The 21,562-nt window shown below is 63.1% G+C and carries 28 protein-coding genes; 3 read left to right on the forward strand and 25 right to left on the reverse strand.

Features of this window, described 5'->3' with window-relative positions; translation table 11 throughout:
- Positions 1–45 precede the first annotated feature (45 nt).
- On the forward strand, positions 46–972 hold the full coding sequence (finR, locus tag HU760_RS18335) for a LysR family transcriptional regulator FinR (protein WP_186679123.1): 927 nt from the start codon (positions 46–48) through the stop codon (positions 970–972).
- Here the strand turns inward: finR and HU760_RS18340 are convergent.
- The 3 genes from HU760_RS18340 to HU760_RS18350 all read right to left on the reverse strand — a co-directional run bounded on the left by HU760_RS18340 (position 969) and on the right by HU760_RS18350 (position 2,846).
- A complete protein-coding gene (locus HU760_RS18340) occupies positions 969–1,334 on the reverse strand; it encodes a diacylglycerol kinase (protein WP_004375479.1) in 366 nt (121 codons plus the stop codon). The genes finR and HU760_RS18340 overlap by 4 nt on opposite strands.
- Positions 1,335–1,407: 73 nt before the next feature.
- Positions 1,408–2,058, reverse strand: coding sequence for a response regulator transcription factor ErdR (gene erdR / locus HU760_RS18345; protein ID WP_186679125.1), 651 nt, complete (start codon positions 2,056–2,058; stop codon positions 1,408–1,410).
- A gap of 77 nt (positions 2,059–2,135) precedes the next feature.
- Positions 2,136–2,846 carry a tRNA-uridine aminocarboxypropyltransferase gene (locus tag HU760_RS18350; RefSeq protein ID WP_186679128.1) on the reverse strand — a complete coding sequence of 237 codons (711 nt, stop codon included), beginning with the start codon at positions 2,844–2,846 and terminating at the stop codon, positions 2,136–2,138.
- Between the two features lie 219 nt (positions 2,847–3,065).
- Between HU760_RS18350 and HU760_RS18355 the strand changes: the two genes are divergently transcribed.
- Complete coding sequence (locus HU760_RS18355) at positions 3,066–3,485, forward strand: quorum-sensing-regulated virulence factor family protein (protein WP_186679130.1); 420 nt, start codon at positions 3,066–3,068, stop codon at positions 3,483–3,485.
- Between the two features lie 16 nt (positions 3,486–3,501).
- Here HU760_RS18355 and HU760_RS18360 read toward each other — a convergent pair whose 3' ends face one another.
- Entirely contained in the window at positions 3,502–3,711 is a 210-nt protein-coding gene (locus HU760_RS18360; protein WP_186679132.1) for a hypothetical protein, read from the reverse strand.
- Between the two features lie 160 nt (positions 3,712–3,871).
- Here HU760_RS18360 and HU760_RS18365 point away from each other — a divergent pair, with 160 nt between their 5' ends.
- Positions 3,872–4,990: an LOG family protein gene (locus HU760_RS18365; protein WP_186679134.1), complete on the forward strand. Its 1,119-nt coding sequence runs from the start codon at positions 3,872–3,874 to the stop codon at positions 4,988–4,990.
- Positions 4,991–5,026: 36 nt separating this feature from the next.
- On the opposite strand, the gene recX is transcribed toward HU760_RS18365, so the two are convergent.
- From recX to HU760_RS18470, 21 genes are all read right to left on the reverse strand, one after another.
- Positions 5,027–5,497, reverse strand: a complete 471-nt coding sequence (gene recX / locus HU760_RS18370; RefSeq protein WP_186679136.1) for a recombination regulator RecX — start codon at positions 5,495–5,497, stop codon at positions 5,027–5,029.
- 18 nt (positions 5,498–5,515) lie between these two features.
- A complete protein-coding gene (gene recA, locus HU760_RS18375) occupies positions 5,516–6,583 on the reverse strand; it encodes a recombinase RecA (protein ID WP_170028690.1) in 1,068 nt (355 codons plus the stop codon).
- A 103-nt stretch (positions 6,584–6,686) separates the two neighbouring features.
- Positions 6,687–7,169 (reverse strand): CinA family protein, encoded by a 483-nt coding sequence (locus HU760_RS18380; protein WP_186679137.1) that lies wholly within the window; start codon positions 7,167–7,169, stop codon positions 6,687–6,689.
- 91 nt (positions 7,170–7,260) lie between these two features.
- The gene (locus HU760_RS18385) at positions 7,261–7,746 is read right to left on the reverse strand and encodes a lysis system i-spanin subunit Rz (protein ID WP_367615783.1); all 486 of its coding nucleotides are present in this window, start codon (positions 7,744–7,746) and stop codon (positions 7,261–7,263) included.
- The gene (locus HU760_RS18390) at positions 7,740–8,288 is read right to left on the reverse strand and encodes a glycoside hydrolase family 19 protein (RefSeq protein WP_186679141.1); all 549 of its coding nucleotides are present in this window, start codon (positions 8,286–8,288) and stop codon (positions 7,740–7,742) included. The genes HU760_RS18385 and HU760_RS18390 overlap by 7 nt, the downstream gene beginning before the upstream one ends.
- Before the next feature lie 27 nt (positions 8,289–8,315).
- Positions 8,316–9,350, reverse strand: a complete 1,035-nt coding sequence (locus HU760_RS18395; RefSeq protein ID WP_186679143.1) for a phage late control D family protein — start codon at positions 9,348–9,350, stop codon at positions 8,316–8,318.
- A gap of 4 nt (positions 9,351–9,354) precedes the next feature.
- Complete coding sequence (locus HU760_RS18400; RefSeq protein ID WP_170028686.1) at positions 9,355–9,561, reverse strand: tail protein X; 207 nt, start codon at positions 9,559–9,561, stop codon at positions 9,355–9,357.
- A complete protein-coding gene (locus HU760_RS18405) occupies positions 9,536–10,381 on the reverse strand; it encodes a phage tail protein (RefSeq protein ID WP_186679146.1) in 846 nt (281 codons plus the stop codon). The genes HU760_RS18400 and HU760_RS18405 overlap by 26 nt, the downstream gene beginning before the upstream one ends.
- A gap of 10 nt (positions 10,382–10,391) precedes the next feature.
- Complete coding sequence (locus tag HU760_RS18410) at positions 10,392–12,476, reverse strand: hypothetical protein (RefSeq protein WP_186679148.1); 2,085 nt, start codon at positions 12,474–12,476, stop codon at positions 10,392–10,394.
- Positions 12,477–12,601: 125 nt separating this feature from the next.
- On the reverse strand, positions 12,602–12,904 hold the full coding sequence (locus tag HU760_RS18415) for a phage tail assembly protein (protein WP_186679150.1): 303 nt from the start codon (positions 12,902–12,904) through the stop codon (positions 12,602–12,604).
- Positions 12,905–12,914: 10 nt separating this feature from the next.
- On the reverse strand, positions 12,915–13,424 hold the full coding sequence (locus tag HU760_RS18420) for a phage major tail tube protein (RefSeq protein WP_170028682.1): 510 nt from the start codon (positions 13,422–13,424) through the stop codon (positions 12,915–12,917).
- A gap of 13 nt (positions 13,425–13,437) precedes the next feature.
- Positions 13,438–14,604, reverse strand: coding sequence for a phage tail sheath subtilisin-like domain-containing protein (locus tag HU760_RS18425; protein ID WP_186679152.1), 1,167 nt, complete (start codon positions 14,602–14,604; stop codon positions 13,438–13,440).
- Positions 14,605–14,700: 96 nt separating this feature from the next.
- Positions 14,701–15,150, reverse strand: coding sequence for a phage tail assembly chaperone (locus HU760_RS18430; RefSeq protein WP_186679154.1), 450 nt, complete (start codon positions 15,148–15,150; stop codon positions 14,701–14,703).
- A complete protein-coding gene (locus tag HU760_RS18435) occupies positions 15,140–17,044 on the reverse strand; it encodes a phage tail protein (protein ID WP_186679156.1) in 1,905 nt (634 codons plus the stop codon). The genes HU760_RS18430 and HU760_RS18435 overlap by 11 nt, the downstream gene beginning before the upstream one ends.
- A complete protein-coding gene (locus HU760_RS18440; protein WP_186679158.1) occupies positions 17,037–17,645 on the reverse strand; it encodes a phage tail protein I in 609 nt (202 codons plus the stop codon). The genes HU760_RS18435 and HU760_RS18440 overlap by 8 nt, the downstream gene beginning before the upstream one ends.
- Before the next feature lies 1 nt (position 17,646).
- Positions 17,647–18,528, reverse strand: a complete 882-nt coding sequence (locus HU760_RS18445; protein ID WP_186679161.1) for a baseplate assembly protein — start codon at positions 18,526–18,528, stop codon at positions 17,647–17,649.
- Positions 18,525–18,851: a GPW/gp25 family protein gene (locus HU760_RS18450; RefSeq protein WP_170028676.1), complete on the reverse strand. Its 327-nt coding sequence runs from the start codon at positions 18,849–18,851 to the stop codon at positions 18,525–18,527. Before HU760_RS18450 ends, HU760_RS18445 begins: the two co-directional genes overlap by 4 nt.
- A 72-nt stretch (positions 18,852–18,923) precedes the next feature.
- Positions 18,924–19,484 (reverse strand): phage baseplate assembly protein V, encoded by a 561-nt coding sequence (locus HU760_RS18455; protein ID WP_186679164.1) that lies wholly within the window; start codon positions 19,482–19,484, stop codon positions 18,924–18,926.
- Positions 19,481–19,978: a hypothetical protein gene (locus tag HU760_RS18460; protein ID WP_186679167.1), complete on the reverse strand. Its 498-nt coding sequence runs from the start codon at positions 19,976–19,978 to the stop codon at positions 19,481–19,483. Before HU760_RS18460 ends, HU760_RS18455 begins: the two co-directional genes overlap by 4 nt.
- 12 nt (positions 19,979–19,990) lie before the next feature.
- Complete coding sequence (locus HU760_RS18465) at positions 19,991–20,329, reverse strand: phage holin family protein (protein ID WP_170028673.1); 339 nt, start codon at positions 20,327–20,329, stop codon at positions 19,991–19,993.
- Positions 20,330–20,805: 476 nt separating this feature from the next.
- A complete protein-coding gene (locus HU760_RS18470) occupies positions 20,806–21,543 on the reverse strand; it encodes a LexA family transcriptional regulator (RefSeq protein WP_186679169.1) in 738 nt (245 codons plus the stop codon).
- Positions 21,544–21,562: the final 19 nt, after the last annotated feature.

Raw genomic sequence — 21,562 nt, forward strand, 5'->3', positions numbered from 1 at the left:
TCTGTTAACTGGATTATCAAGATATGTGTTATCGGTTATATCGATATGCGATTCACGCTTCGTCAACTGCAGGTCTTCGTGGCCGTGGCCCAGCACCAGAGCGTCTCCCGGGCGGCGAGTGTGCTGGCCCTGTCGCAATCGGCCGCCAGCACCTCGATCACTGAACTGGAACGCCAGTCCAGCTGCCAGCTGTTCGACCGCGCCGGCAAGCGCCTGAGCCTCAATGCCCTGGGCCAGCAACTGTTGCCGCAGGCCGTCGCCCTGCTCGACCAGGCCAAGGAAATCGAAGACCTGCTCAATGGCAAGTCCGGTTTCGGCTCGCTGGCGGTCGGCGCCACGCTGACCATCGGCAACTACCTGGCCACCCTGCTGATCGGCAGCTTCATGCAGGTGCACCCGGAGAGCCAGGTAAAGCTGCATGTGCAGAACACCGCACATATCGTGCAACAGGTTGCGCACTACGAAATTGATCTAGGTCTGATCGAAGGCGACTGCAACCATCCCGACCTGGAGGTTCAACCTTGGGTCGAGGACGAACTGGTGGTGTTCTGTGCACCACAGCACCCTCTGGCCAAACTGGGCCGCGCCGATGTGCAGACCTTGTCCCAGGAGGCCTGGATCCTTCGCGAACAGGGCTCCGGCACGCGCCTGACCTTCGACCAGGCCATGCGTCATCAGCGTACCAACCTCAACATCCGCCTGGAACTGGAGCACACCGAAGCCATCAAGCGCGCGGTGGAGTCAGGCCTGGGTATCGGCTGCATTTCGCGCCTGGCCCTGCGTGACGCCTTCCGTCGCGGTAGCCTGGTTGCGGTGGAAACCCCGGAGCTGGACCTGAGCCGCCAGTTCTACTTCATCTGGCACAAACAGAAGTACCAGACTTCGGCCATGCGCGAATTTCTCGAACTGTGCCGCAACTTCACTGCGGGCTTTACCCGCAGTGACGAGATCGTGCTGCCGCCGATCGCTTAAAGCAAGATCACGCCCCACACCAGCGCCACCATGGTCAGCGCCACCAGCTGTGCGGCGCTGCCCATGTCCTTGGCGTTCTTCGACAGCGGGTGGCGCTCCAGCGAAATGCGGTCGATGGCCGCCTCCACTGCCGAGTTGAACAACTCGACGATCAAGCCCAACAGGCATACGGCGATCATGATCGCCCGCTCCGCACGGCTGACCGGCAGCCAGAAGGCAATCGGGACCAGCAGCACGTTGAGCAGCACCAGCTGGCGGAACGCGGCCTCGCCCTTGAAGGCAGCACGCAGGCCGTCCAGCGAGTAACCGGCGGCGTTGAAGATGCGTTTGAGGCCGGTCTGGCCCTTGAATGGCGATGTCATGTGAGTCACTTCACAACCGAGAGGTCAGCAGCCTAGAGCGGCAAGGGTCAAAAAAGCGTGAATCCAAGAGCAGTCAGCTGCTGGCAACCGATTCAAGTTGTTGCAGCAGCAACGCGGCCTGGGTGCGGGTACGCACGCCAAGCTTGCGGAAGATTGCGGTCACGTGGGCCTTGATGGTCGCTTCCGACACATTCAGCTCATAGGCGATCTGCTTGTTCAGCAAGCCTTCGCAGACCATGGTCAGCACGCGGAACTGCTGCGGCGTGAGGCTGGCCAGGCCTGCGCTGGCAGCCTTGGCCTCGGCCGAGACGTCGACCTTTTCGAACGCCTGCGGCGGCCACCAGACCTCGCCGTCGAGCACCTTGCGCACCGCATCCTGGATCACTTCCAGGGTGCTGGACTTGGGAATGAAGCCGCTGGCACCAAACTCGCGGGACTTGACCACCACAGCGGCCTCCTCCTGTGCCGACACCATCACCACCGGGATCTGCGGGTATTGCCCGCGCAGCAGTACCAGCCCGGAAAAACCGTAGGCACCCGGCATGTTCAGGTCCAGCAACACCAGGTCCCAGTCGGCTTTTTCGCTCAGGCGGGTTTCCAGTTCGGCGATGCTGGCAACCTCCACCAGGCGCACATCCGGGCCCAGGCCGAGGGTAACGGCCTGGCGCAGGGCACCACGGAACAGCGGGTGGTCATCGGCAATCAGGATTTCGTAAGTGGCCATCGATCTAGGGATCCTGTTCTGTGTCGGGCACTCGGGTAGGCTCATTATGAACCAAAGCAGGGGTTGTGCCCCTTGGACTATAGGAAGGTATGCAAACGCTGATGGGTGTCGTCCTGCTCGTCCACCGGCAGGCGCCGCTTGCCGCTCAGGTAATGCAGGCTGAACACGTCCAGGTAGGCGTCCAGCGCCTGCGAAGCCTGGCTATCGCCGGCCAGGTCGAGGCACATGGCAGCCACTTCCGCCGTGCAGAAGTGATCATCGCGCCGCGAGCGGCGCAGGCGGTAGCGGGACATCTGCTCGGCAGCCAGGCTCAACACCGGGAAGCGATCGAGGTACGGGCTTTTGCGGAACATCTTGCGGGCCTCGGTCCAGGTGGCATCCAGCAGGATGAACAACGGACGCTTGCCCGGCGCACGCACTACCTCGCTGACCACGCGTTCCTGGGCAACGAACTCGCCAGGGAAGACGATATAGGGCTGCCAGCGCGGGTCGTCCAGCAGGGCCAGCAAGCGTTCATCGACCGAAGTGCGCAACCAGCCAAAGGCGGAGGTGTCTTCGATCAGGTCGGCGATCAGCCATCCGGTATTGGTGGGTTTCAGCGGCTCGGTGTCATGCATCAGCAGGCACACGCCGGATTCGGCCTGCACCCGTGGTTTCCAGGCGCACAGGCAATGGCTGGCGATGACCCGGCACTCCGGGCAACGTTCGGCACGCGAGCCACGGGCGATGAAGGGCTTGTTGCTGCGCGCCAGGCGTTCGGCGCGCAGGCGCGCTACCGCATGGCTCATGCCGGCAGGCCTCTGGACAGGTTGGGAATGGACACAAGGATTGCTCGGTGAAAACAAGGTCGCCAGTCTACCAGAACAGGGGGCAATTGCTGTGCAGCTGGCAAGGCGCTCCTTATAATCGGCTTTTTTACGTGCCCGAACCTCGCGCCTTCGCGATGTTCACGGAACGCCGTCGACCCGCGCATGTCAAAGCGCCAGTCATCGAACCAGGAGAGATTCATGCTGCGCCGTATCGCCCCCGTCCTGAGCCTGATGCTCGCCCTGCCCCTGGCAGCCCATGCCGCCTCCAAGCAGGATTACGACCTGAACAACATGCTGCAGAAGGTGGCCAAAGAGAGCAGTGTCGGTACCCCGCGGGCCATCAACGAAGATATCCTCGACCAGGGTTACACCGTGGAAGGCAAGGCGCTGATCAACCACCTGAGCGTGCGCCAGAGCCACGCCGAACGCATGCAGGCCAACCCGGAACAGGTTCGCAGCCAGCTGGGTGACAGCGTGTGCCGCAACACCGGCTTCCGCAACCTGATGTCCAAAGGCGCGGTCATGGTCTACCGCTTCACGGTCTACAAGACCAACCAGCCGATCATGGACCAGGCCTTCGACAATGCCAGTTGTGTGGCCGGCAACAAGAAGAAGTAACGATGAACTGCAATCGCTAGGCCTTTTCGTCTTCACGGGCGCGCCAATGCCCTTCAGCGGCGTCGGCGCGCATTTCTGCCAACAGCGCCTGCAAATAGTGCGACTGGCATTCCAGCCCCGACAGCCTGCGTCGGCACTCGGCCTCCAGGCTCAGGTGATGTACCTGGGCCGCATTTTCCAGCCGCTGATACAGCTGCCGGTCCACCTCGATGATCAAGCGATGCATACCGCCACCTCCTGCATCGACACGTTTCGCTTTACCAGTTAACCAAACCCGCATCGCCAGTGGCTGCGTGCCGACGGGCGGCCGCGTCAAACACCCCGGCACGATCGATCGCAAGGGTCTAGATTGAGGTCAGAGGTATTGGTGCAGAAGGAGACGTTGCATGCCTTACCAATCGAATGAACTGCTATTCAGTCACTTCCGCGACAACAACATCGACTTGAGCAACATCGACGCTCAATTGCAACTGGTGGCACCAGACAGCCCCAACCTACCGCTGTACCGCGACATGATGCTGACCATCCTGCGCATGGCCCATGACGACACCGATCGCTGGAGCGCCAAGATCACTCTGCAGGCCCTACGGGAACTGGACCACTCGTTTCGCGCCCTGGAACGCTACAAGGGCCGGCGCAAGGTAACCGTGTTCGGCTCGGCACGCACCCCACTGGAACACCCGATGTATGCCTTGGCCCGCGAGCTGGGCGCGACGCTGGCGCGCTCCGACCTGATGGTCATCACCGGCGCCGGCGGCGGCATCATGGCGGCAGCCCACGAAGGCGCTGGCAGCGATCACAGCCTTGGCTTCAACATCACCCTGCCCTTCGAGCAACACGCCAACCCCACGGTGGACGGCACCGACAAGTTGCTGCCCTTCCACTTCTTCTTCATCCGCAAACTGTTCTTCGTCAAGGAAGCCGATGCCCTGGTGCTGTGCCCAGGCGGTTTCGGCACACTGGATGAAGCGCTGGAAGTGCTGACCCTGATCCAGACCGGCAAAAGCCCACTGGTGCCAGTGGTGCTGCTGGACTCACCGGGCGGCAGCTTCTGGCGCGACTGCCTGGACTTCGTCAGCCGCCAGCTGGAAGAAAACCGCTACATCCTGCCCAGCGATTTGAAGCTGTTGCGCCTGGTGTACAGCGCCGACGAGGCGGTGGAGGAAATCAACCAGTTCTACAGCAACTACCACTCCAGCCGCTGGCTGAAGAGCCAGTTCGTGATCCGCATGCACCACCCTCTCAGCGAGGCAGCGCTGTATGACATCCAGGAAGGCTTTGCCGACTTGCGCCTGAGCGGCAAATATCACCAGCAGCCTGACAGCAGTGCCGAGCACGAAGTGGGCAATTTCAGTCACCTGACCCGTTTGTCATTTGCCTTCAATGGCCGCGATCAGGGCCGCCTGCGCGAGCTGGTGGATTTCATCAACCTGCCGGAGAACTGGGCCAAGCCGGAGCCCATGCATACCACCCAGCGGGCCCGGGAGGCGTTGAAAGCCAGTTGAGACCGTGTTGCTTGGGGGCGCTCTGCGCCCCAGCACTCAGTAGTCGTCGAGATCACGTCCACTGAGCAGACGGCCGATCATGTCCATGGAGAACCCCCGGTAAGCAAGAAACCGGGTCTGCTGGGCGCGGCTACGCGGATCATGGGGGCGCTGGCCGGCAAACTTGCGCTGCCACACCTCACGCATGCGCTCGCCCCACTCCACCCCGCTCTCACGCAGGGCCTGCTCGATATCAGCACGCGCCAAACCACGCTGGCTCAGCTCTTCGCGAATTCGCGCAGGGCCATAGCCGGAACCGGAACGATAACGGATGAAGCTTTCGAGATAGCGAGCTTCGCTAAGCAGCCCTTCTTGGGCAAGCCGATCGAGCTCGGGCTCGATCAGCTCATCCGAAGCGCCGCGCTGACGCAATTTACGCGTCAGTTCGACGCGACCGTGCTCACGTCGCGCGAGCAAGTCCATGGCTGTCCGCCGGATAGCGACGGGCGTGTCGAGTTCGGCGGACATGTTCGGCTATCCGTGCAATCAATAACCGGCGTCAGCGTCGGCCATGTCGTCGGCATCAGCTTCGGCCGCAGCAGCCTTCCCGGCAGCCGCAACAGCACCAGCGGTCAGCAGCTTCTCGCGGATCTGCTTCTCGATCTCGGCGCCGATGGCCGGGTTCTCAGCCAGGTACTTGGCAGCGTTTGCCTTGCCTTGACCGATTTTGTTGCCTTGGTAGGCGTACCAGGCACCGGACTTCTCGACCAGCCCCTGGGCAACACCCAGGTCGATGATCTCGCCATTCCGGTAGATGCCCTTGCCGTAGAGAATCTGGAATTCGGCCTGACGGAACGGTGGCGACACCTTGTTCTTGACGATCTTGACGCGGGTTTCGCTGCCGACCACCTCGTCGCCTTCCTTGACTGCACCGGTACGGCGGATGTCCAGACGCACCGAGGCGTAGAATTTCAGGGCGTTACCACCGGTGGTGGTTTCCGGGCTGCCGAACATAACGCCGATCTTCATACGGATCTGGTTGATGAAGATGACCAGGCAGTTGGCGTTCTTGATGTTACCGGTGATCTTGCGCAGCGCCTGGGACATCAGGCGAGCCTGCAGGCCCACGTGCATGTCACCCATCTCGCCTTCGATCTCGGCCTTGGGTACCAGGGCGGCCACGGAGTCGACGATGATCACGTCAACCGCGTTGGAGCGCACCAGCATGTCGGTGATTTCCAGCGCCTGTTCGCCGGTGTCCGGCTGGGAAACCAGCAGGTCATCGACATTGACACCCAGTTTGCCGGCATATTCCGGGTCGAGCGCGTGCTCGGCGTCGACGAAGGCACAGGTAGCGCCATTCTTCTGGGCTTCGGCGATGACCGACAAGGTCAGCGTGGTCTTACCCGACGACTCCGGGCCGTAGATTTCGACGATACGGCCTTTCGGCAGACCACCGATGCCGAGGGCGATGTCCAGGCCCAGGGAGCCGGTGGAGATGGCAGGAATCGCCTGGCGCTCATGGTCGCCCATGCGCATGACCGCACCCTTGCCGAATTGGCGTTCGATTTGACCCAGGGCCGCAGCCAAGGCGCGCTTCTTGTTGTCGTCCATTGAAATCCTCACGTGTTCGACTTGGCCCTGACGGCCGGAATACCTGTATAAGTAGCCAGTATTATTCCACAGGCAAGCGCGCGAGCAAACCCCTGTTGTCGATTTACTCGGCACCAAGCTGTAACAAGCCGTCTAACGCGGCGATCACCGTCTGTCGGCGCACCGCTTCGCGGTCGCCCTCGAAGTGCCGCCGTTCGCTGGTTACATGGCTACCATCGGCCCAGGCCAGCCACACGGTGCCCACCGGTTTGGCCGGCGACCCGCCGTCGGGCCCGGCCACGCCACTGACAGCCACGGCAAAGCGCGCACCACTGGCGGCCTGGGCACCACGGGCCATGGCCTCGACCACTTCCTGGCTGACTGCGCCAACCTCGGCGAACAACGCCGCCGGTACGTTCAACTGGCGGGTTTTCTGGGTATTGGAATAGGTCACGTAGCCGGCCTCGAACCAGGCAGAGCTGCCGGGTATCCGGGTGATGGCTTCGGCGATACCACCGCCGGTGCAGGATTCAGCGGTGGTGACCTGAGCGTTGAAGCGGCGCAGATGTTCGCCGAGACGGGTGGCGAGGACGGTGATCAGGTCCATGTCGGGTTCCTTGAAGGGCGTGCAGACAACGTAACATTTTTGCGCCTTTCGAGTGCATGCCTCGCAGGCATCAGACGCGTCCGGCCCCGCCCTAAAGCCCGCCGCGCACCTCCCGCACATAGGCCTGACAGGCCCGTAACGCAATCAACCCCCGGTCTCCCTCATCGGTGATGGCGATAATTCGTCGAGCATGCGCCGGCTCAAGTCCGGCACGTACGGTTGCATGATCCAGGCCGGTGGCGCTGGTGGCGGCGGGCACTGCGCCAGGGAGGGTGTCGCGTTCGACCAGGACCGACAGGCGCAGATCGGCAGTAGCAAGACGATCACGCAGGCGAGCCTGAGACTGCTGGACATCGGCAAGTTCCTTGAAATGACGGGTTTCACTTTCTTCCAGGCGTCGTTCGAGAACCTGACGCCGTTCGCGTTCGGCCAGCAGCCGGGCAGCCTCGGCTTGCGCCTGGGCATGCGCCAGTTGCGCCAGCTGCCGGCCATAGCGCCAGCCCTGCACGTGCCAGGCCAGTGTTACGGACAGCATCAGCAAACAGCCGCCCAGCCCCAGTTGCCATCGGCTCAACACAACACCTCACGCGCCCGTGCCCAGAGCTTGAGCCGATCCTCCAGCCCGTTGAGCCCACCATTGATATGGCGCGTGATGCGATTGAACTCGCCCTGGTCAGCCAGGGCATTGAGCCCGCGCGAATGCCAGAACCACGCCGCCGATTCACAGGCCCAACGTGGCTGTTCGAGCAGTTGTGGCTGCGCCAGCAAGCGCTCGTCGCCGAACAACGCGCGGCTGCAGGCCTGGTAATTGTTGCGCCCGGTCACCTGGATCAGGCCGCGCCCGCAGTACAGCTGGCCATCACCATCGGCCTGGGGCGTATTGCCCAGGCGCAGGGCCAGGCTGCCGGTGTCGTAGCGCGCCAGGTAGCGGTCGTTGCCAAGCTCCTTCACATGTCGGAACTGGCCTGACTCATGGCCAACCTGGGCGATGAACGCCGCCACGCGCTTGGGGTTGTCGATTTCCCAACGCGGCAGGGTGACGTTCAGTGCCGAAAGAAAAACGCCCGCTACGGGGCGGGCGTTCGGCAGAATCTGTAGCAATTGTGTTTCAGTAAGCATGGGTAACGTTCCTCCCTGTATCGCTGCTCAAGCCTTGATCGCGGCCTGACGGCGCGGCGCCGCGCCCTTGGCCTGTACCTTGCCCGCCTTGCCACCATTGCCCTGCACGGTGGTGCGCCAGCCCGAGCTGGTGAACACCTGCTCCACCGAGTCGATCTGGTATTGCCCGTCGAGGCCGTCGACAAAACCGTGCAGGTCGATGCTGCGTTCGGCGAACAGGTCGGTACGCCCCGGCAAGTCCAGGCGCACCTGGGCGGTAGCGCGGTTGAAGCTGGCCAGGCGGGCCCTGGCTGCCTGCTCGGCGGAAGCGCGGTCGGGGTAGAGGTGGCGGTCGGTATGCACCGGCCGCTGCCCCTCGGCTGCTTCATCGTTGCCTAGCTCGATGGTCCTGGCCTCGCCACTGGCTGCATCGAAATGGCGGGTGCGCACGGCCTTGCGCGCGGCCTTGTCGTCAAGGCGAAAGTGCCACTGGCTGACCTCGCCACGGGTAATGCCGACCACGCCCAGGGGCTTGCCGCTGGCGCTCTGCCCGCCCTGGCGTGGCAATACCAGCAGTTGGCCATTGGCAAGTTTGGCAGTGCTGTCGTATTGGCGAGCCAGGCGGGTGATGAAGTTGAAGTCCGATTCGTTGACCTGGTCGACCCGAGGTACCTGTGTGAGCACCGGGCAGATTGCCTGCCAGCCATTGCGCGCACCGATTTCGGCGACGATGCGCTGCAACGGCACGGCTTCCCAGCTGCCGCTGCGGACGGTCCGGCCACTGCCGCGCAGGTCGCTGGCCTTGCCGCGAATCACCAAGGTATCGGGCGGGCCGGACAACTCGACTTCATCGACGGTGTAACGCCCCAGCCGGGTCAGCGGCTGGCCGGCGTAACCCAGATGCAGCTCGATCAGTGCACCGCGAGCCGGCACGGCCACGCTACCGTCCCGGGCGTCGATGCGCAGCTCGAAGTCATCCGCCTCCATGCCCGGTTTGTCGGTGGTACGCAGCAACAACAGGCGATCGTTGATCAGTGCAGTAATGTCCTTGCCATCGGCCTGGATGCGAAATTGTGGCTGCATGGTATCAGCTCCACAGCTGCACGACGTCGGCCGCTGCCAGTGCCAGAGCCGGCAAGCGGAACGTCACGCCGCTGCGAAATGGTTGCGCTTCATCGGCCAAGCCCTGGTTGGCTTGCAACACCGCTTCGACGCTGCCATCGAGATGCCCGTAATACTGCTGGCAGAGGGTGTCGAGCAGGTCGCCCTCAGACGTCTTGCAGGTCTTGTCCATAACTGACGAACTCCAGTGAGAAACCTTGTTTGCGTGGAATGCCGCCAGCCAGCAGGGTGCCCTGCTCTTCCTCGATGCGGGTCAGGCACCAGGTGCCAAGCACTTCGCCATAACCGGTGGTCAACGACAGTGGCAGCAGCTGGCGGCCGATGCCGCGCAAGGCCTGCAGCTGGCCCAGTCCGCCCTTGAAGCCCGGGTAGATCGCGCCACGGATGTTGATGGTCTCTTCGCCCTGGCTCACCGCCTGCTGGGCATTCTCGCGGCTCAGGCGCTCTTGCCCGGCCCAGTGGAAGCGCGTTTGCCGACGCAGCTGGTCGAAAGCGGCGGTGTCGAGGTTGAAGTAATACGGCGCGGCATTGGCTTTCAACGGCTGCAGTACCAGCAGGTGCGGGAACGGCTTGATCGCTTGTGCCGTGGGTGTCGGGTCCGGCGCGAAGCCGAACGTCGACAACACACCATTGGCGACCGAACGCACATCACCGATCACCCGCCGCACAGCCGCGCCGGCCTTGCCCAGGTGTTCGGTGAAGGCCTCGACGCGGGCGCGCACCTTGCGCACCACATCGAGGGCCTGGTCGTACTTGGCAATCACTTTGTCGACGCGCTGCTTGGCCGAGTCGATGGCGCGCAGGGTGCGTTGCAGGCGTTTGCCGATTTCCGGCCCTATCCATGGCAGGGCTTCGAGCTCGGCGGCCGCCTCCCTGGCGTGGCCGACCGCCTGGTTCATCGGGTCGAGCATGGCATCGGCGCGCCGACGCCCCGCCTCGCCCGCCTTGACCAATGCATGCAAGCCGCCTTGCAACTGTTCCAGGTAGGTCATGGGGTGCTCCTCATGGCTGTGGTTGATCGACCATCTGCACCGCGCGCGCCTGACGCATCAGGTCGTCGAGCACGCGGCGAGCGATGGTTTCCAGTTGTTGCAGGGTGGTCGGGTCATCGAAGCTGTTGTGGAAGGCGACCGGCATATTGGCGGTGAAGGTGAATTGCTGGTTGATGGCGGGTGGAGCCATAGCCGGGGACGGCGGTATCGAAACAGCAGGCGACGGCGTGGGCGGGCCGACGCTTTTCGGCAATCGGGTCGCCTGCTCGGGGAAACCGGCAACCTCCTGGTTCGCCTGCGGCATAGCCGAGCCGGCGACAGACTGCCCGGCCTTGCCCGACGCGTCGCCAATGAGCTTGGCGCCCATGCCACCCAGGTAACTGCCACCCAGGCTGCCCAGCAGGCCACCGACCGCGGCGCCGATCACGGTTCCGATACCCGGTACCACCGATCCGATCATCGCGCCGGCTGCCGCACCACCGAGCCCACCGGCCGATGAACCGGCCAGGCTGCCAACCAACTGCGCTGTCGCAGTGGCAGGCAACGGTGCAGGTGTGCTGAGGCCCTTCTGCAAGCGGCTTGGCTGTTGCGGGGAGGCGGCAATATCCTGGCTCGCCGCTGGCGCATCGGAGCCGACGACGGCTGCCACGGCCTTGCCCAACGCGCCCCCGAGCCATTCACCGCCGATGCCGCCCAGATAACCGCCACCCAGGCTACCCAGCAGGCCACCGACCGCGCCACCGATCACGGTTCCTACACCCGGTACCACCGAGCCAAGCATGGCACCTGCCGCCGCGCCACCGAGCCACCCGGCCGAGGTGCCGGCCAGGTTGCCACCCAACCCGCCGAAAACCTCGCCATAGCCTTGCAGCTTTTCTGCAGCAGTGCCGTCACTCTGGTAGATGTCGGCCACCTGCAGCGAGGTATCCAGCACTGCCGTCAGTGGCACGCGCTTGAACAGTGTTCCTGCCAATGGCATCTGTTTGCCTGTACCGAGCGAAGGTAGGGAAGCGACGCCATGGGCAATGGCTTGCGCCTTCTCCAGCACAGGCGCCTCGCTGCTTTGCGGCGCTGGCTCTTCCTCCTCGGTGATCCAGTTGAACAGCGCAGCGCCGGCCTCACCACCCGCAGCCTCGCCCAGCTGGCCACCAAATTTGGCCCATTGCTCCTGCGCGGCCTCCTCCTGCGTTTTCTCTGCTGCCTTTCCAGCCGCCTGCTTGCGGGCCGCATCTTTTTTGAGTTCAGCCTTGCGCTGGCCTTGACGCCTGCGCTGGCGGCTACCCCTGCGCATACCGCTGCTCGAGGCTTTAACTAGCGCTTTGCCTTTACCTTCGAACAACAGCGGTGCCATGGCGCCCAGCATGCGACCGCCGATTTCACCGACGGCAGCGCCGACGCCACGTGCCCTTTCTTCGCCATCCTCGGCGGTGATGACCGCCTTGGCGACCTTGCCGAAGGTTTCGACACGGTTGTCCTGCCACTCCTTGGCAACACGCTGGCGTATCGCGCGCTGTCTTTCCGGGGGCAGTTTGCGCACGATGCCAGCGATAGCAGCCCCGCTACCGCCAGCGACCATCGCAAGGCCCCGGACAAGGTTGCCCGTGTCGTCACCGGCATCCGCCCCGGCACCCACGCCGACATCCGCGCCGGGAGCCTGCCTAGAGGCCGGCGCAGACACTGGCGCCTTGCCTGGTGCGGCTGCGCCTTGCCCCTGCACCACCGAGTGCCACTGTGGAAAGACATTGACCGTCATCTGCCGCGGCAGCGGCTTGAGCTGCGCCAGCCCGGCAATCACCCGGTCCAGCATCAGGTAATGCCGGCGCAAACGCTCAACGGCATCGGCTTCATCTCCCAGCCCGGTGATCGGCTGTTCGTCCTGCTGTACCTGGTCCAGCTCCAGCTGGCGCTCAACCTGGCGTACCTTGCCGAGCTCCAACCCCAGCCGGATCACTTCGCCGACGAGCCGGCCCAGCCGGGTGCCGTCAGCCTGCCTGCGCAAGCGTTCGACATCCCGGCGCAGCAGCTCGAAGGCCTGGCCCAAGGGGTTGATGGCGGTGACGCCGAGCCCGAGCGAGAACAGCTGTGTGTTCGCCATAGGTTCCTCCTTGTCACGGGGCGAGCCACCAGACCATGTCGCTGTACGACATGGTCATGATTTCGCTCGCGGAAAAATTCAGCTCCTTGGCCAGCCGGCGGGCGGCGGCCTTTTGCCGGGCTGGGTCAAAGTTCGTCGTCCTGCACCAGGCGAAAATAACCGCTCTGCAGGCGCCCATAGTCCTTCAGGGTCAGGCCTTCGAGGTCCTTGATGCCGACCTCGGCCAGCGACGCGAACAGGTTCAGTTCACGCTGCTCGTCATCGTCCACGCCGCCGGCCTGGGCATTGCGGATATCGCGCACGGTCGGCGCCCGCAGCGACAGGCTGTCGACCTGCACGCCATTGGCTTCGCTGGGGCGTGACAGGCGCACGGTGACGCGGTCGGCGCTCAGGGTCAGCCATTGGGGCTGCTTGTTCACGTGAGCCATGGTCATCTCCTTACAAGCCAAGCGCGGCGCGCTGGGCGGCCAGTTGGTCGACGCCATCGATCACGCGCTTCATGCCCAGCGCGTCGATCTCGTAGACCAGGCGGCCATCGACTTCGAGCTTGTAGTAGGTCAGGCCGACGCTGTGCTTGATCTCGGCCTTGTCACCGGACTTCCAGTCGCCCATGTCAATTTCCTTGAGCGTGCCACGCAGGGTGACCACTACCGGGTTGATCTTGCCCTTGAGGCCCTTGAAGGCGCCGCGGAACGTGCCGTTGAAGCCGCTGCCATCGGCCAGGCCGAAGAATTTCAGCGCTTCGCGGCGCACACCGGTGGTGGTGAAGGCCGCCTCCTGCTTCTCCATGCCCAGGTCCATCTCGACCGGCATGTCCATGCCGCCGGGGCGGTGCTCTTCCATCTTCAGGGTGAGTTTGGGCAGGGTCAGGCTGGGTACATCGCCCTGGAAGCTGACGCCATCGACGAACAGGTTCAGGTTGGCCAGGGTTTCGGGAATCATTGCCATGTGGATGCGCTCCTTAAGCGGCGGAATCGAGGACTTCGGTCAGCCACTGGTTGGTGACTTCGACGCGGAAATTGGGGTTTTCGGCAGGTGGTACGTCGGTGAAGCGGATGTTCCAGTACACCTTGCCCTGCTCGAGCTGGCTGGCGGTGTTCAGCTCCGGGTCGGCGAAGACCTCGAAGTTGATGATCGCGCCCTGGTTCTTCAGGTCGCGCATGAAGGCCTGCAGGCCTTCGGTGACGTCCTTGACGTAGGTGGCGGTGATGGCGCGGTCAACAGCCCACTTGTGGCCGTAGAGGATCGCGTCCATGACGATATCCATGGTCCGCACGCGGGTGACGAACGACCATTTCGGGTCGCTCGACAGGGTGCGGTTGCCCCACAGGCGGAAGCCGTCGTCGCGGATGATGGTGGCGATGTTGGCGTTGTTCAGCAGGTTGGCGCGGCAGCTGTCATCGCCATCGAGGAACTCCACCGGGCGGGTGGTACCGGTGAGGCCGACGAACTCCTTGTTCGAGGGCGAGGCCCAGAAACCGTATTCGCGGTCGGTCCAGGCGAACAGGCCGGCGACCCAGGCAGAACCGGGCGCATCGAGGGTGGCTTGCTCGCCGTTATCCCAGTACTGCACGCCCGGATCGACCAGGAAGGCGCGTTTGGCGCCAAAGTTCTTCGCGTAGTCGATGGCCGCCTGGTCGGTGCTGTTGGGGCCATCGATGATGGCCATGCCGCGCAGCTTGTCGGCCAGCGCCACCAGTGCCGTGCCCACCGCCTGGGTGGCGCTGTGGCGCGGCGCTGCCAGCAGGCGTGGCTGGGCGTTGAAACGGCTCTTGCCGTCCAGCAGCGCCTGCAGGCCGGTGCGTTTGCCGTCGGCCTGCACCGCGCCGATGATCGCGGCGGTCTGCTCCGCTGCATCGTCCAGCTTGGCCACGCCGCAGGCGACGATGACCGCCTTGGCGCGGGTGTAGATGGCGCGGCAGGCCTTGGTGATGGCGGCGTTTTCGCCGAAGGCGGCGACCGCTTCACGCTCGCTGGTGATCAGCACCAGGTCGTTGGCCTTGGCCGTGGCGCCAGCGCCTTCGGTGAAGGTGTCGACCAGGCCGATGATCGAGGAAGACGGCAGCGCGATGCTGCGGGTACCGGTGTCGACGTTTGTTACGGTGACGCCGTGGAAGAATCCACTCATGTAGGTTACTCCGGATTGGGGTACGAAAAGGCCCTGCGAGTGCAGGGCCTGAAGGGTGTTGCCAGAAAACAAAACGCCCCGCGGTGCGGGGCGTCATTAGATATGCTCAGCGAGCCAGGCAGGAGCCAAAGGGCGCTGATTCATATCAGGAAAGCCATTTGATTGTGGCCAATCTCGAAGCTGCTGAATAAATATCAAAAGCTCGACGAAAAACTCGGGGGCCAGAGTCGTTTGTCTGAATAACTCTTGCTCATCGCGGTGTCTGTCTCGCACTTTGCATAATTTCAGAAGTGTCTCATCCCGCCAAGATCGTTCTGCCGCACTAAGTTGCTTTTCAGTGGGCACAGGCGCTTCCGATATAACCGGGCGACCGTTTTCATCTGGCATGACAACTCGACCTTGTTCTGGAGCTGCCAACAATGCTGTGTATTCTTCAACGCTAACCTCACAAACATCAGATGGCATAGCGTCTCCATAAACTCTCGGATCGTAAAAACCTCCGGTTTGCGCTGAATATAAATACATTTTCTCTCCCTTACTTTCCATGTGCTATCCACCAAACGTTCTGCAACCCCGTAATGCCAGGGTTCGCACTCTCGAGACGGATCGTAGATGTGCTTATAATCCCTCCCCCACAACGACCGGCCACCCCTCCTAAACCATTCGTATACTGACAGATGACTCCGAGAGCCTGTGAAGGGAAGGTGGTGGGAAGCGTGATATCCAAGGAGCCATTAGCAGGTATCGCAGCAGCTCCCCATTGCGTGATGAAGCCGCTTGGCAGTTTCTGATAGCCATTGACCGCAAGCGACGAGCCAAAACCGCTTGAAAACTGGTTGGCAGCCGTCCCACCTATTACAAACCAGAGATTAGAACCTGCCACTAGTATCAATGAATCGCCTGGCTGCATTAACAGCGACACCACCCCACCGCCGCCGCCGACGCCTATAGCATCAGCCCCCTGCCTAGTGATGGAGAACGGCACCGTTGAAAAATTAAAAAATAGGATTACATCTGCATTACGGACATCCGACGACAGCGGTAACGTCAGAGTCTGTCCTGTTGTAGAGCCGTGAAATTCAACAGCACAACCCACAACACCTCTGGTCAAAGTTGCACTGGCTGTATAGGCGTTGAACCTGGACAGCGTTATACCGGACTGCTTTACGAATTCAGTAGTAGCAAGCACTTTACTGTAGTCGGCTTGCGCGGCCGTCGGTGCCATTGGCATACCCGTGAATACCGGACTTGCCAGCGTTGCCTTGAGCGCCAAGGCATTGGTGACGGTAGTCGCGAAGTTTGGGTCATCACCAAGCGCCGCAGCCAGCTCATTAAGTGTATCCAACGCACTAGGAGCAGACGCGATCAATGCAGCGATGGCCGCCTGCACAAATGCCGTATTGGCCAGCTGTGTCGAGTTGTTGCCTGCTGCGGCCGTAGGTGCCGTCGGTGTCCCAGTCAGTATGGGGCTAACCAATGAGGCTTTTTGCGACAGCGATTGGTCGATTTGAGTTTTTGTATATACATCTGTAAGACCATAACTCGCTACCGTGGTCGGATTGGTTGCGCCGGTTACGCGACCGTAGGCATCCACAGTTACGCTACGGTAGGTGCCACTAGCCACGCCGGTGCGCCCAAACGCCATTTCGTACGCCAGGGAAGTCACGCCCAGGGTAATTGGCGCATCGGTCACCAGCTGCCACGCACTGTCACCATTGACCGTGCCGCGTTCGACGAGCACCAGCATGCCAGGGGTAACCTTGGCGCTACTGTCCGCATCGGAACAGCGGGTCCAGGCGCCGCCTGCCACCAGATACAGGCCATTATCCTTGGCTGCGGTCTGGTTCTTCACCAACACCCGCGCCCCGGCAGTCAGCGCCACGCCATCAACCGTCTGCAACCCGGTCAAGGCAATGTTCGCCGTAGTCGCCGCCACCACCGAATGCTTGAAATCCTGCCTGACCAGTTCCTCGGTAACCCACTCCCGAGTCGCCAGCACCACCGCCGGATCGATCTTCAGCTGCACATTGCTGGCGCTGCTGACCACCAGGTTCATCCGTACCACCTGGGTCCGGCCCGAGCCCTGGCTCAACAGCGGCTTGTAGGTGGGTGCACAGTTGGCCACGGCAACCATGTCGCCATCGGCATCGTAAAGCGCGATCTCGCGAATCCACTTGCCACCGACGTCAGCCGGGATGACCTGTTCGGCAATGATGATCGCGCTGTTCTTGTCATCCACCTTCAGCTGGTTCAACGGCGCGCGGCGCCATTCGTTGATCAGGCTGGTCTGGGTGGCATTCGGGGTAGGGTCGCTGCCGTTGGCATCGCCGACACCCATCTGGGTGATTTTCCAGGCAATGCCCAAGGCATCGGCATTGGCCTGTTTCGCCGCGCCCACGTTGGTGAGGATGGCGTAGAACTGAGAAGTCTGGTCAACCATGTGCAATGTCCAAGGTATCGATTGTGTGTTCACGGCCGCCACGCCCCACCACGCCGATGACCTCGATGTCACGGGGCGCCAGCGGGTAGATGTCCAGTTCGTCGCCGTCCTGGATCGCGCAGCCGAAATGAAGGGCGCCACGGCTTTCGAGGCTGATCACCAGGCCGGTCAGGTGGCGGCTGACCGGGCGGGCGTCGTCGATCAGCGCAGACAGCTCCTGGTAGGTGCTTTCGCTGATGCCAGCCTCGGAAACGCCGATCTTCAGCGCAAAAGTGCCCGCCGGGGCCGGCGGTGCGGTCTGCCACCATTCCTGCACCTCGATCAGGTAGCCGAACGGCTCCACTACCCGCCGCAGTGCGCCCAAGGTGCCTTTGTGGGCATGGACGAAGAACGCCGAGCGGATCACCGAGCGTTTGATTTCATCGCTCCAGCTGTCCTCCCAGCGGTCCACCGACCAGGCCCAGGCCAGTTGGTACAGAAGGTGCGCCGGGCAGGTAGCGGGGTTGTAGAGTTGGCGCAGGCTGACTTTGAGGTCCTCGTCGGCAGCCACTTCGATAGCCCGCTCCAGCGCAGTGCGGTTGAGCGGCAACAGGCTGTGCATGTCAGCTCCCCCGCTTCAGGGTGAAGCCGCTGCACCAGGCCGCCTGCGCCTTGCTCGGGCGAATGTCGGCCCAGCCATTCAACTCGACCCGGCTGACCCCATCGATGTGCAGTTGCGCATCGATGCCAGAGCGTGCCACTTCTACCCCCAGGCGTCGGCGCGGGTTGATCCAGGCCTGCAGGCGGCGTTGGCACTCGGCGAGAATCGCTTCGTACTCGGGGCCGTTGTCGGCCAGATACAGCACGGCATCGATGCGGTATGGCAGCACCTCGGCGCTACGTACGTTGACCCGGTCGGCAACCGGGCGGATATCGTCGTCGTTGAGATAAGCCGCTACCTGCGCCAGCAGTTCGGCACTGGCTTCGCCATTGCCTTCCAGGCTCAGCACGGTGACGTCGACCACGGCCGGCGACGGGCTTTCGGCGGTGGCGTCGGCCACCTGCCCCGAAGCATTGCGGGCATGCAGGATGTAGCTGTTGCGCGGGCCGGCCGTGGTCAGGCCTTCATAAACCAGTTGCACCCGCTCGCGCAGGGCATCGTCCGCTTCCAGCAGCGCCTCGACCGGCGGGACGCTGGCCAGGTCCTCGGCCTGGATCACCAGGCGCTGCAGGCCGACATTGGCCGCCAACTGGTCAAGGTCGCTGCCCTGGGCATAGGCCAGCAGCAACGCCTTGGCGGCATCGTTGATGCGCGCGCGGTTGAGCAGCTTGCGGTAGGCGCCGACCTCGAGCAGCTTGGTGACCGGGTCGCTTTCCAGGTTGGCGGTCCAGGCTTCGCCCAGGTAATCCCGGAAGGTGTCCAGATCGGCCTGGTAGAGCGCTTCGTAGTCCAGGTCTTCCAGCAGCTGCGGTGTGGGCAGTTTCGACAGGTCGACCTGGCTCATACGTTCACCTCCAGCAGCGCTTCGTCGCCCAGGTAGCGGCCGCTGAGCGCCAGGCTGACCTGGCCGTCGAGCACCGCGACCACCCGGACCCGCTGCAGCTGCAGGCGCGGCTCCCAGCGGCCCAGCGCGCGCGCCACTTCGGCCTGCACGGCGCTCTTCCAGCCCTCGTTGACCGGCAGGTCGACGAAACGCCGCAGCTGGCTGCCGTATTCCGGGCGCATGCGCCGGCTGCCCAGCGGTGTGCCGAGGATGTCTTCGATGGACTGGCGCAGATGATCGATGCCGGCCAGTGGCTGGCCGGTGCGGCGGTCCATGCCGATCATGGTGCACCGCCCTGTTCATGGGTATGCATGGCATTCTCCTGGTATGAAAAAGCCCGCATCGGCGGGCTTGATTCAGTGTTTGTGGTTGGCCGTGTTGCCGGCGGTGTCGATGATCCGCCCGCCGCCGTTGATATCGCCGCTGACCTGCAGCGGGCCATCGACCGTGACGTTGCCGGAAAGGTTGATCGCCGCGGCCTGCAGGCTGATCGCACCGTCACTGACCTGCAGCGTGGCGGCGCCAACCTTGATGGTCGCGCTGCCAGCCGGTAGCTGGATGTCGTAGTGGCTGGCCTGCCAGTCGTAGCTGAGCGAACCGCCATCGGCGAAACGCCAGACCTCGGTGTGCCCGCGGTTGTCCGCTGCGCCACCAGCATTGCCATACAGGCCGGGCAGGAAGGTGCCCTGGGCCGGCTCGCCACTGGGGCTGAGCAGCAAGCCCTGCTCGCCCAGGCTTGGCGCCCGCCAGTGCCTGGCCTGGCCGGCCGCCTGGGCGTGCCATCGCAGCCAGGCGCTGGTCCAGCCGCTGCCGTCGGACACCCGGACCCGGGCCGCGGCAAGGTCCAGGGCAACCACCCGGCAGGGAATCACCATGCATGCCAGCATGCGGTCATGCATGGCGCTGACGTAGCTCATGACAGATCCTCCGGGGCCACATAGTGCGCTTCGTTACCCAGGCCGATATCGGGTGCGAAGCCCAATGCCAGGCTCCCGGGCGGCTGGTCCGGCCAGTTCCAGCGCGGCTCGCCGAGCAGCACCGGCTGGTCCCAGCGCACGGTCCAGGCGTTGCCCTGGAACTGCGCCTGCAGGTTGCGGCTGGCTTCGACGAAATCCAGCGCCCAGTGCTGCTGGCGCAGCAGGTCCATCAGTTGCGCGGCCAGCAGGCTGCCCTGCAGCCGCGCTTCTGGGTTGGCGCTGTCGGCGGTGATATCCGCCTCGAACGTGGCAATCAACACCGAGCGGCCGTCCCGCGGGGCCGCATCCGCCGTCATGCGGACGATGCCGTGGCGCAGCGAAGGCCGTTCTGGGACATTTCCTACGGCGGTATAGGCATCTACCGATGCCAACTCCGGCATTGCCTCACGGATGGTCGCTGTCACTGCGCCATGTAGAGTGGCCAGTTCGCTCATGCATGTTCCTCCTTAACGCTCGTCGCGCTGTGTGCTGTCGCGCAGGCCCAGACGCCGGGTTGCCCAGCGTTCATAAAGGCGCATGGCAACATCGGCGCCGCCTACCGCGGTCATGCAGCCCAATGCACTGGCCGCCCAGATCGACAGGCCGCCGGCATACAACAGCATCACCGTCGACACACCGCAGGCCATGCAGGCCCCGGAGCGCAACAACAGCCGTCGCAGCAGCGACCAACCCGTGGCGCCGGCCTTGTCGGCCCGCCACATTTCGCCGCTCAGACCGCCCAGCAATGCCAGGACGATTACCAGCCAGAGCGGCATCTCGAGTAACGCCTGTTGCTCGTTCGTCACTGTCCTGTCTCCTGTGTAATGCCTGTTGGCGCAGGCCAACAGGTCGGTTATGGATGCTTTGCCTTGAATACCTCGGCATTCCAAAAAGCCCGGCTCGCCAGGCTTTTCAGTAATGCGTTGGCGAACCGCCGGCCACGACTGGTGACGCCGCGCGGTTCCGCTGCTGATTGATGACTCCGACCGCGGCCACCTGCCCGCCGGATAACTGATCGTGGTGCTTTACGCTGCACACCCGGGCCAGTTGCCAACCCTCTGGACAGTTGAGGCCTGCCCATCGCTGCCTGTGTAACAACCGGTTTACATCCGGCTTGAGACACAGGCTATGCATTTGTGCATATGCAGTCAATGCATTTCTGAAAATTTCTATGCGCAGGTTTTTGCGCAAATGCATGCAGGCCATGCACCTCCTGGCTTGTAGGACTTTTCCAAGGGCGAAAAAAAACCCGCCGAAGCGGGTTTTTGCAAAGCCGGGGTGGTCAGCGAGCGTACATGCCCCACCAGAATACATGCCCAAGCAAGCTGATCTGCTCGTCTTGCATCTGCTGGAAGCTGTAGTCCTCGTCCGGGTGTTCGTCACGGTTGAAACTACGCAGGCGGATCCCGGTAGGCAGGCGATAGACCTGCTTCACCCGCAACTGCCCGTTGTGATTGATTGCATAAAGGTCGCCATCGATGATGTCGCCAATCGAGCACTTGCCGGTATTCACCCCGACCGTCGCGCCGTCACGCAGAACCGGCAACATACTGTTGCCGCGCACGGTAACGCACTTGGCCTGGTCGAACTGCACGCCATTGTGGCGCAGGCTGCGCTTGCCGAAGCGCAGGCGCGCGTGCTCGCTTTCTTCGATGACGAATCTTCCTGATCCTGCTGCCAATTCGACCTCGCGAAGGAAAGGTACCGACACCTCGTCATCCTCGACGGGGGTTTCATCGTCCCACAGGCTGATGTCGCTGAGGTCGACATGGCCATGAGCCGGCAGCGCGGCCTCGCGAGGCTCGCCAAGCTCGGCGCGGCCACGCAGTTGCTCGGTGCTCACGCCGAAGTACTCGGCGATCTTCGACACGTGTTTGTCGGAGGGGTCGACGATCTTGCCGCCGAGAATCCGCGACAGGGTGGATTGAGGAACACCCGTGCGCCGGTACAGCTCCGTCGGGGACAGGCCGTGGCGGTCGAGCAGTTCTCTGAGTACGGAGGCTACGTTGCGTTTTTGCATAGCATGCATAATGCAGGCA

The organism is Pseudomonas oryzicola (genome assembly GCF_014269185.2).
GTDB classification, from domain to species: domain Bacteria; phylum Pseudomonadota; class Gammaproteobacteria; order Pseudomonadales; family Pseudomonadaceae; genus Aquipseudomonas; species Aquipseudomonas oryzicola.